Source organism: Streptomyces boncukensis (assembly GCF_011045075.1).
Lineage (GTDB): Bacteria > Actinomycetota > Actinomycetes > Streptomycetales > Streptomycetaceae > Streptomyces > Streptomyces boncukensis.
In genome coordinates this window covers 1-9,254 of record NZ_JAAKZZ010000304.1, presented here as the reverse complement: position 1 = coordinate 9,254, position 9,254 = coordinate 1, and the positions used below count along the sequence as shown (strand labels likewise).

At 73.6% G+C, this 9,254-nt stretch carries 8 protein-coding genes; 1 reads left to right on the top strand and 7 read right to left on the bottom strand.

Annotated elements, in window-relative coordinates:
* Positions 1-124: 124 nt before the first annotated feature.
* The 6 genes from G5C65_RS24450 to cutA form a co-directional block, all read right to left on the bottom strand.
* Complete coding sequence (locus G5C65_RS24450) at positions 125-1,324, bottom strand: sigma-70 family RNA polymerase sigma factor (RefSeq protein WP_165301077.1); 1,200 nt, start codon at positions 1,322-1,324, stop codon at positions 125-127.
* Positions 1,325-1,412: 88 nt separating this feature from the next.
* On the bottom strand, positions 1,413-3,338 hold the full coding sequence (dnaG, locus tag G5C65_RS24445) for a DNA primase (RefSeq protein WP_165301076.1): 1,926 nt from the start codon (positions 3,336-3,338) through the stop codon (positions 1,413-1,415).
* A 68-nt stretch (positions 3,339-3,406) separates the two neighbouring features.
* On the bottom strand, positions 3,407-5,152 hold the full coding sequence (locus G5C65_RS24440; protein WP_165301075.1) for a pyruvate dehydrogenase: 1,746 nt from the start codon (positions 5,150-5,152) through the stop codon (positions 3,407-3,409).
* A gap of 56 nt (positions 5,153-5,208) precedes the next feature.
* Positions 5,209-6,465 carry an FAD-dependent oxidoreductase gene (locus G5C65_RS24435; RefSeq protein ID WP_165301074.1) on the bottom strand — a complete coding sequence of 419 codons (1,257 nt, stop codon included), beginning with the start codon at positions 6,463-6,465 and terminating at the stop codon, positions 5,209-5,211.
* Between the two features lie 293 nt (positions 6,466-6,758).
* A complete protein-coding gene (locus G5C65_RS24430) occupies positions 6,759-8,081 on the bottom strand; it encodes a deoxyguanosinetriphosphate triphosphohydrolase (RefSeq protein WP_165301073.1) in 1,323 nt (440 codons plus the stop codon).
* A gap of 75 nt (positions 8,082-8,156) precedes the next feature.
* Positions 8,157-8,474 (bottom strand): divalent-cation tolerance protein CutA, encoded by a 318-nt coding sequence (gene cutA / locus G5C65_RS24425; protein WP_165301072.1) that lies wholly within the window; start codon positions 8,472-8,474, stop codon positions 8,157-8,159.
* Between the two features lie 68 nt (positions 8,475-8,542).
* On the opposite strand from cutA, the gene G5C65_RS24420 reads away from it, so the two are divergent.
* The gene (locus G5C65_RS24420; RefSeq protein WP_206442216.1) at positions 8,543-8,944 is read left to right on the top strand and encodes a VOC family protein; all 402 of its coding nucleotides are present in this window, start codon (positions 8,543-8,545) and stop codon (positions 8,942-8,944) included.
* Here the strand turns inward: G5C65_RS24420 and G5C65_RS24415 are convergent.
* The coding region (locus G5C65_RS24415) for a helix-turn-helix transcriptional regulator (RefSeq protein ID WP_165301071.1) at positions 8,931-9,254 on the bottom strand (324 nt) is incomplete at its 5' end. The genes G5C65_RS24420 and G5C65_RS24415 overlap by 14 nt on opposite strands.

Sequence of the window (9,254 nt, the reverse complement as noted above, 5' to 3'; positions counted from 1 at the left end):
CGCCTGTTACTGACAGGCAGGAACGGCCGCAGCCGTTCCCACTCGGCATCACTCAGATCACCCCGCCCCATGTCCGCATCAACGACCCGGACGCGAGGCAGTCACATGATCGACCGGACAAGTCCTAGTCCAGATATCCCCGCAGCTGGTCGGCGAAGGCATGGTCGCGGAGCTTGTTCAGCGTCTTGGACTCGATCTGCCGGATCCGCTCGCGGGTGACCCCGAAGAGGCGGCCGATCTCCTCCAGGGTGCGCGGGCGGCCGTCGATCAGCCCGTAGCGCAGCTGCACCACCTTCCGCTCCCGCTCCCCCAGCGTGGACAGCACGGCCTCCAGGTGCTCACGCAGCAGCAGGAAGGCGGCGGACTCGACGGGCGAGGGCGCGTCGCCGTCCTCGATCAGGTCGCCGAGGTTGACGTCGTCCTCCTCCCCCACCGGGGCGTGCAGCGAGACGGGCTCCTGGGCGAGCCGCAGCACCTCGCTGACCCGCTCCTCGGGCAGGTCGAGGTGGGCGGCGACCTCCTCGGGCGGCGGCTCGTAGCCGCGCTCCTGGAGCATTCTGCGCTGCACCCGCACCACGCGGTTGATCAGCTCGACGACATGCACGGGCACCCGAATGGTGCGGGCCTGGTCGGCGAGGGCGCGGGACATGGCCTGCCGGATCCACCACGTGGCGTACGTGGAGAACTTGTAGCCGCGCGCGTAGTCGAACTTCTCCACCGCGCGGATCAGGCCCAGGTTGCCCTCCTGGACGAGGTCGAGCATGGTCAGGCCGCGGCCGACGTAGCGCTTGGCGACGGAGACGACCAGCCGCAGGTTCGCCTCGATGAGGCGGCGCTTGGCCAGCCGGCCGCGCACCACGAGCCGGTCCAGGTCCAGCGCCAGCTGCCCGTCCAGGCCGGGCTGCCGGGTGAGCTTCTCCTCGGCGAAGAGGCCCGCCTCGACCCGGCGGGCCAGCTCGACCTCCTCGGCTGCGGACAGCAGCGGGATCCGGCCGATCTCGCGCAGATACTGGCGGAACAGGTCGGCGGAGGGGCCGCTGCCGGACAGCTCCTGCTTGGGCGGTGCCTCCAGCTCCGCCTCGGGCGGGCCGGGCTGCGCGGGAACGGTCTCCCGCACCGGCTCGGGGGCGGCGGGGGCCCCGCTGGTCAGGGTCTGGGTCTGCACGGGGGCGACCTCCAGTGTGATCGCTGCCGGTTCGGGGGCGGCGTGCGAGACGGGGACGGCTGCGGCCGGGCCGCGCTCCATCCCATGTGTACTGTGCGGATCCGCGGGGGACTGCGGCCCCTCCTGGCCGGCGCCGCCCCGCTCCGAGGACTCAGGCACCGCAAACCAGTGTGGGGTACGACACACTCTCGCCACGAGAGTCGTGCGACCAGTTTTTACAAACCCGGCCGCGCCGGAGGCGCCCCGCTCAGAGCGCCGCCGCTCCCCGTTCGCGCAGTGCCGTGCCGTACTGCTGGAGGGTCCAGATCTGCTGCCGTACCGGCACCGCACCCTGGTGGTCCTGGCGGGCCTCCAGGCGCCGCGCGGCGCCCTCCAGCTCGGCGATGCGGGCGCCCACGGCCGCGAGGCGGACCGCGACCAGCTGCTCGCCCGCGTACGCCTCGTCGACCTCGCGGTTGCGGGCGCTGCGCAGCGGCTCCACCGTCAGCTCGGTCACCAGGGACTTGACGGTGTCGTCGGGCGCGGCCTCGCAGACCCGGGCCAGATAGTCGCTGTCGGAGACCCCGGCCTCCGCGCCGCCCGCCGCCTCGACGGCCTGCCGGACCACCGCGTACGGGGGCGCGGTGAACTCGTCGGCGCCGTACGCGTCGAAGGCGGGCGAGACCAGCTCGGGGCGCTGCAGCGCCAGCTTCAGCAGCTCGCGCTCCACGCGGTGCGCCGGGCTGCGCAGATGCAGCGCGGGCCCGTGCGGGGCCGGCCCTGCGGAACCGGCTGCCGAGGGGGCGGAGGGCGACGGCGCGTGCGCCGTACGGCCCCGGGGTGCCCCCTCGCGTCCGCGCTCCCGCCGCCAGCGGGCGAGCTGGGCCACGCGCCGCACCACGAACTGCTCGTCCACGATGCCGAGCAGGCCCGCCAGCTCGACGGCGCTCTCGTGCTGCACCCCGCCGTCCTTGAGCTGCGCGACGATCGGCGCGGCCTCCTCCAGCGCCGCCGAGCGGCCCTGTGCGGTGTCCAGATTGTGCCGGTCGACGATGGAGCGGATGGCGAACCGGAAGAGCGGGGCGCGGCTCTCGACGACCTTGGCCACCGCCTCGTCGCCCTCCGCGAGCCGCAGGTCGCACGGGTCCATACCGCCGGGGCTGATGGCGATGGAGGTGCGGGCGGCGAACTTCTGGTCGTCCTCGAAGGCGCGCAGCGCGGCCTTCTGCCCGGCCGCGTCGCCGTCGAAGGTGAAGACGACCTCCGACTGGGCGTTGTCCATCAGGACGCGCCGCAGGATCTTCACATGCTCTCCGCCGAAGGCGGTGCCGCAGGTGGCGATGGCGGTCGGCACCCCGGCCAGGTGGCAGGCCATCACATCGGTGTACCCCTCGACGACGACCGCGCGGTTGGCCTTGGCGATCTCCCGCTTGGCCAGGTCGATGCCGTAGAGCACCTGGGACTTCTTGTAGATCGCCGTCTCGGGGGTGTTCAGGTACTTCGGGCCCTGGTCGTCCTCGCGCAGCTTGCGGGCGCCGAAGCCGACGACCTCGCCGGTGATGTCCCGGATCGGCCACAGCAGCCGGCCGCGGAAGCGGTCGATCGGGCGGCCGTTCCGCGCCTCCTGGGCGAGGCCCGCGGCGGTCAGCTCCTTGTCCGTGAAGCCCCTGCCGCGCAGGAACCGCACCAGGTGGTCCCAGCCCGCCGGGGCGTAGCCGACGCCGAAGTGCCCGGCCGCCGCCTGGTCGAAGCCGCGCTCGGCGAGGAAGCGGCGGCCCACCTCGGCCTCGGGGGAGCCGAGCTGCTCGGCGTAGAACTCCGCCGCGGCCCGGTGCGCCTCCACCAGGCGGGTGCGCTCGCCCTGCTGGGACGCGCGGCCGTAGCCCCCCTCCTCGTACCGCAGGGTGATGCCCGCGCGGGCCGCGAGCCGCTCGACGGCCTCGGAGAAGGACAGGTGGTCGACCTTCATCACGAAGTCGAGAGTGTCCCCGCCCTCCTGGCAGCCGAAGCAGTGGTAGAACCCCTTGCTCGGGCTGACGTGGAAGGAGGGGGACTTCTCGTCATGGAACGGGCACAGGCCCTTGAGGTTGCCGCCGCCCGCGTTGCGCAGCTGGAGGTACTCGGAGACCACGGAGTCGATCGGGACCGCGTCCCGGACCGCCTTCACGTCTTCGTCGTTGATCCTTCCAGCCACGGAATGAGTCTACGGCGCCCCGCCGACATCGCGTTCCCCCGGGGGACGGCCCGGCCCCCGGGGGGCGCTCAGGGACGGGGGATGTTGCGCAGGTTGGAGCGGGCCATCTGCACCATCCGGCCGACGCCGCCGTCCAGCACGGTCTTGCTCGCGGAGAGCGCGAACCCGCTCAGCTGCTCCCGGGTGATCTTCGGCGGGAGGGAGAGCGCGTTCGGGTCGGTGACGATGTCGATCAGCGCGGGCCCTTCGTGCCGCAGCACGTCCCGCAGGGCGCCCCGCAGCTGCTTGGGCTTCTCCACCCGCACCCCGTACGCGCCCGCCGCCTGGGCCAGCGCGGCGAAGTCCGGATTGCGGTTGGTCGTCCCGTATGAGGGCATTCCGTCGACCATCATCTCCAGCTCGACCATGCCGAGCGAGGAGTTGTTGAACAGCACCACCTTCACCGGCAGCCCGTACTGCACGAGCGTCAGGAAGTCGCCCATCAGCATCGCGAACCCGCCGTCCCCGGACATCGAGACGACCTGCCGGCCCCGGTCCAGGAACTGCGCGCCGATGGCCTGCGGCATGGCGTTGGCCATGGAGCCGTGGGTGAAGGAGCCGATCACCCGGCGGCGCCCGTTCGGGGTGAGGTAGCGGGCCGCCCACACGTTGCACATGCCGGTGTCCACCGTGAACACGGCGTCGTCCGCCGCCTCCTCGTCCAGCACCGAGGCCACGTACTCGGGGTGGATGGGCGTGTGCTTCTCGACCTTGCGGGTGTAGGCGCTGACGACGCCCTCCAGCGCGTCGGCGTGCTTCTTCAGCATCCGGTCCAGGAACGTGCGGCTGTTCTTCGCCCGCACCCGCGGGGTCAGACAGCGCAGCGTCTCGCGGACGTCGCCCCACACGGCGAGGTCGAGCGTGGAGCGGCGGCCGAGGTGCTCGGGCCGCACGTCCACCTGGACGATCCGCACGTCCTTCTGCGGCAGGAACGCGTTGTACGGGAAGTCGGTGCCCAGCAGGATCAGCAGCTCGCACTCGTGGGTGGCCTCGTACGCCGCGCCGTAGCCGAGCAGGCCGCTCATGCCCACGTCGTACGGGTTGTCGTACTGGATCCACTCCTTGCCCCGCAGCGCGTGGCCGACCGGGGACTTCACCCGCTCCGCGAACTGCATGACCTCCTCGTGCGCGCCCGCCGTGCCGCTGCCGCAGAAGAGCGTCACCCGCTCGGCGTCGTCGACCATACGGGCCAGCGCGTCGATCTCCGCGTCCCCCGGGCGGACCCGGGGGCGCGCGGTGACCAGGGCGTGCTCCTCGGGGCTCTCCGGCGCGGGGCGCGCCGCGATGTCCCCGGGGAGCGCGATGACGCTGACACCCTGCTGGCCGACGGCGTGCTGGATGGCCGTCTGCAGCACCCGCGGCATCTGCCGCTCGCTGGAGATCAGCTCGCTGTAGTGGCTGCACTCGCGGAACAGCTGGTCGGGGTGGGTCTCCTGGAAGTACCCGGTGCCGATCTCGCTGCTGGGGATGTGCGAGGCGAGGGCGAGCACCGGCGCCATGGAGCGGTGGGCGTCGTACAGCCCGTTGATCAGATGCAGGTTGCCGGGGCCGCAGGAGCCGGCGCAGGCCGCCAGCTGCCCGGTGAGCTGTGCCTCGGCCCCGGCGGCGAAGGCGGCGGCCTCCTCGTGGCGGACCTGCACCCAGTCGATGGCGGCGTTGCGGCGGATGGCGTCGACGACGGGGTTGAGGCTGTCGCCCACCACCCCGTAGAGCCGCCGGACGCCGGTGCGCGCCAGGGTGTCGACGAACTGCTCGGCCACCGTCTGCTTCGCCATTGCTCAACCGTCCTTAGCTGTACGGTGCTGTACGTTTTTGCTCGACTATGAGCAATTTATCCCGCCAGCGACTCCAGGGACACACCGGGGTCGGCCAGCGCGTGCGGGTCGACCGCCACGCCCGAGCTGATGAGGTCCTGAATGGCCCCGGTGACGTCCCAGACGTTCACGTTGAGCCCCGCCAGCACCCGGTTGTCGCGCAGCCAGAAGGCGATGAACTCGCGCTTGCCGACATCGCCCCGGCACACCACCTGGTCGTAGCTGCCGGGCGGCGCGTAGCCGGAGTACTCCAGGCCGACGTCGTACTGGTCGGAGAAGAAGTACGGCACCCGGTCGTAGGACACCTCCCGGCCGAGCATGGCGCGCGCCGCCGCCGGGCCGCCGTTCAGCGCGTTCGCCCAGTGCTCCACCCGCAGCCGCCGGTCGTAGCGCGGGTGCAGCTGCGCCGCCGCGTCACCGGCGGCGAAGACGTCCGGGTCGCTGGTGCGCAGCGACGCGTCCACCGCGATACCGCCCGGCCCCTCGGCGAGCTCCAGCCCGGCCGCCTCCGCGAGCGCGGTGCGCGGCTTGGCGCCGATCGCGGCCAGCACGTCGTGCGCCGGGTGCTCCTCGCCGTCGTCCGTACGGACGCACTGCACCATGCCGTCCTCGCCCGCGATCTCGGTGAGCCGGGCGCCGAAGTGGAAGCGCACCCCGTGCTCGCGGTGCAGGTCGGCGAAGAGGGTGCCCAGTTCCGGGCCGACGACCGGGTGCAGCGGCGTCGGCTCCGGCTCGATGACGGTGACCTCCGCACCGTATGTGCGCGCCGCCGCCGCCACTTCGAGGCCGATCCAGCCGGCGCCCGCGATGACCAGGTGGCCGTTCTCCTGCCCGAGCGCGCCGAGCACCCCGCGCAGCCGGTCGGCGTGCGCGAGCCGCCGCAGATGGTGCACGCCGGCCAGGCCGGTGCCCGGGATGTCCAGCCGGCGCGGCTCGGAGCCGGTGGCCAGCAGCAGCCGGTCGTAGTGGATCCGGGTGCCGTCGCCCAGCAGCACGGCCTTGTCGGCGCGGTCCAGCCGTACCGCCGGCTGCCCCAGGTGCAGCTCGATGTCGGCCCCCGCGTACCAGGCGGGCTGGTGCACGAAGACACCGTCGCGCTCGTCCGCACCGGTGAGGTACCCCTTGGAGAGCGGCGGGCGCTCGTAGGGATGGTCGCGTTCGTCGCCGATCAGGATCACGCGGCCGGTGAAGCCCTCCGCGCGCAGGGTCTCGGCGGCTTTCGCCCCTGCCAGTCCCCCTCCGATGATGACGAACGTCCGGTGTGCGTCGACCACTTGATGCCTCCTCGCTGACGCTGCCCGTGCGGGCCTGCTGTCCGGCCGTGCGAACGTACGGACACGCGGCCTTCGGATGCGGGCTGATGCCATTGAACACCCCGCCAAGGCCGTCTGCTTGGGCGCGGTCGCCCTGCGTGCGGTTCCGTGTCCGCCGTCGGCGGCACGCCGGGGCCGCCGGGCCGCCGCGTCCAAGGGGAGCGTCCCGCATCGGCGGGGAGCCGGGAAGGGGCGGGAGTCGGCGTGCGCCGTCGCACGGACCGGACGTCCCGTCCGTGCCCGCGGCGGGTACGTCACACCAGCGCGTGGTGCAGGGCGCGCGCCGAGGCGTCCGTCAGCGACGAGATCTGGTCGACGACCACCCTCAGCCGCGCCGCCTCGCCGCCGGCCTCCGCGTACAGCGCGCGGTACTGCGGGTCGAGCCCCGCGGGCGCGCGGGCGAGCAGCGCCTCGGCGAGCTCGGCCAGGACGACCCGCTGTTCGGCCCGGAGCCGCTCCAGGTCGGGCCGCTGCATCACATAACAGTCGGCCACCGCCTTGAGCACCGCGCACTCCAGCCGGACGCCGTGCGGTACCACCAGCTCGGCGGCGTAGCGGGTGAGCCGCCCCGGCCCGTACGCGGCGCGGGTGGCCTCCTCGGCGGCGAGGCAGAAGCGGCCGATCAGCTGGCTGGTGGCGTCCTTGAGGCCCGCCTGCGCGCGGACGGTGCCGTCGTAGCCGTGCGGCCACCAGTCCTGCTCCAGCAGCCGGTCGAGCGCGGCGGCCAGCTCCCGGGGGTCAGCGCCGGGCGCGTAGCGCGCCGCGGCCACCGCGAAGATGTCCCGCCGCTCCGGCTCCGCGTGCAGCAGCAGCGGGTCGAGGTGCCCGGCGCGCAGGCCGTCCTCGACGTCGTGCACCGAGTAGGCCACGTCGTCCGACCAGTCCATCACCTGCGCCTCGAAACACCGGCGGCCGTCCGGGGCTCCGCTGCGGAACCAGCGGAAGACGGGCAGGTCGTCCGCGTACACCCCGAACTTCGGCGAGCCGGGGCCGCCCGGATGGCCGCCGCGCGGCCACGGGTACTTGGTGGCGGCGTCCAGCGCGGCCCGGGTGAGGTTCAGCCCCACGCTCGCCTGCTCCCCGGGCTGCCGCCCGTCGCCGGTGAAGCGCTTGGGCTCCAGCCGGGAGAGCAGCCGCAGGGACTGCGCGTTCCCCTCGAAGCCGCCGGCGGACGCGGCGACCTCGCTCAGCGCCCGCTCGCCGTTGTGGCCGAACGGCGGGTGCCCGAGGTCGTGGGCGAGGCAGGCGACCTCGACCAGATCCGGGTCGCAGCCCAGTGCGGCCCCCAGCTCCCGGCCGACCTGCGCGCACTCCAGGGAGTGCGTCAGCCGGGTGCGGGGCGTGGCGTCCCACGCGCTGCCGGGGCCGCCGCCCGGCGGGCCCGGTATGTCCGGGGCGCCCCGGGCCGCCCCTTCGCCGGGCGCGCCGGGCGTCACCACCTGTGTCTTGCCCGCGAGGCGGCGCAGCGCGGCGGAGTGCAGCACCCGGGCGCGGTCGCGCTGGAAGGCGGTGCGGCCGGGGCGCTTGTCGGGCTCCGGCACCCAGCGCTCGGCATCGGAGGCCGTGTAGTCGTGCATATGCCGACCGTAACGCCTGTCGTCCGGTGTTCCGCGTCCGCGCGGTCCAGGGGCTGCCCCTGCGCAGCAGAGGGGTCAGGCCGTCTCCTCGGCCACCCACTCCGCGTAGGCGGCGCTCGCCCGGGCCACGGGGGCGGCGAGGATCTCGGGGACCTCATACGCGTGCGCCTCGTGCAGATACGCCTCCAGCGCGTCGTACCGCGCGGCGGGCGTCTTGAACTGCACCTGCCACTCGTCCTCGGACTGCACCGCCCCCTCCCACCGGAAGAAGGAGCGCACCGGCCCGCCGACCTGGGCACAGGCCGCGACTCTCCGCTCGATCGCGCCCGCGGCGAGCGCGCGGGCCCGCTCCTCGCTGTCGATGGTGGTCACCACGGTCAGGATCTCCGGCATACGGAACACCGTAGCGGGCGTCTGTTCCGTTCAAGACCGGTGCGCCCACAGCTGCCTACCGTGCCGGCATGACACCTCGATTCGACCTCATCGGCATCGTCACCTCCGACATGGCGGCCTCCCTCGCCTTCTACCGCAGACTCGGCCTCGACATCCCCGCGGACGCGGACGGCGAGCCGCATGTCGAGGCCCAGCTGCCCGGCGGGCTGCGGATCGCCTGGGACTCCGAGGCGACCGTCCGCTCCTTCGCCCCCGAGTGGGAGCCCGGCCCCCGTGGCGCGGGCCGGATCGGGCTGGCGTTCCTGTGCGACGGCCCGGCGGACGTGGACAAGGTCTACGCGGCGCTGACCGGCGCGGGCTACGAGGGGCGCACGGCGCCCTGGGACGCCGCCTGGGGCCAGCGCTACGCGGTGCTGGGGGACCCGGACGGCAACGGCGTGGACCTCTTCGCGCCGCTCACGGGCGGATGAGCCCGGTCAGGGAGGTACCGGCCAGGGACCGGACCTCCCGGGCCAGATGGGCCTGATCGGCGTACCCGGCGCGCACGGCGGTCTCGGACAGCGGGGTGCCGCCCTCCGCCAGCGCCAGCGCCCGCCGCATCCGCAGCACCCGGTCCAGGGTCTTCGCTCCGTACCCGAAGGCGTGCAGGCAGCGGCGGTGCAGCTGCCGCTCGCTGAGCCCCACCTCGCGGGCGACCTCCCGGACCGAGCAGCCGCGCCGCAGCAGGGCGGGGACCGCGTCCGCGAGGTCCGGGAGGTCCGGGAGGTCCGGGGAGGGTCC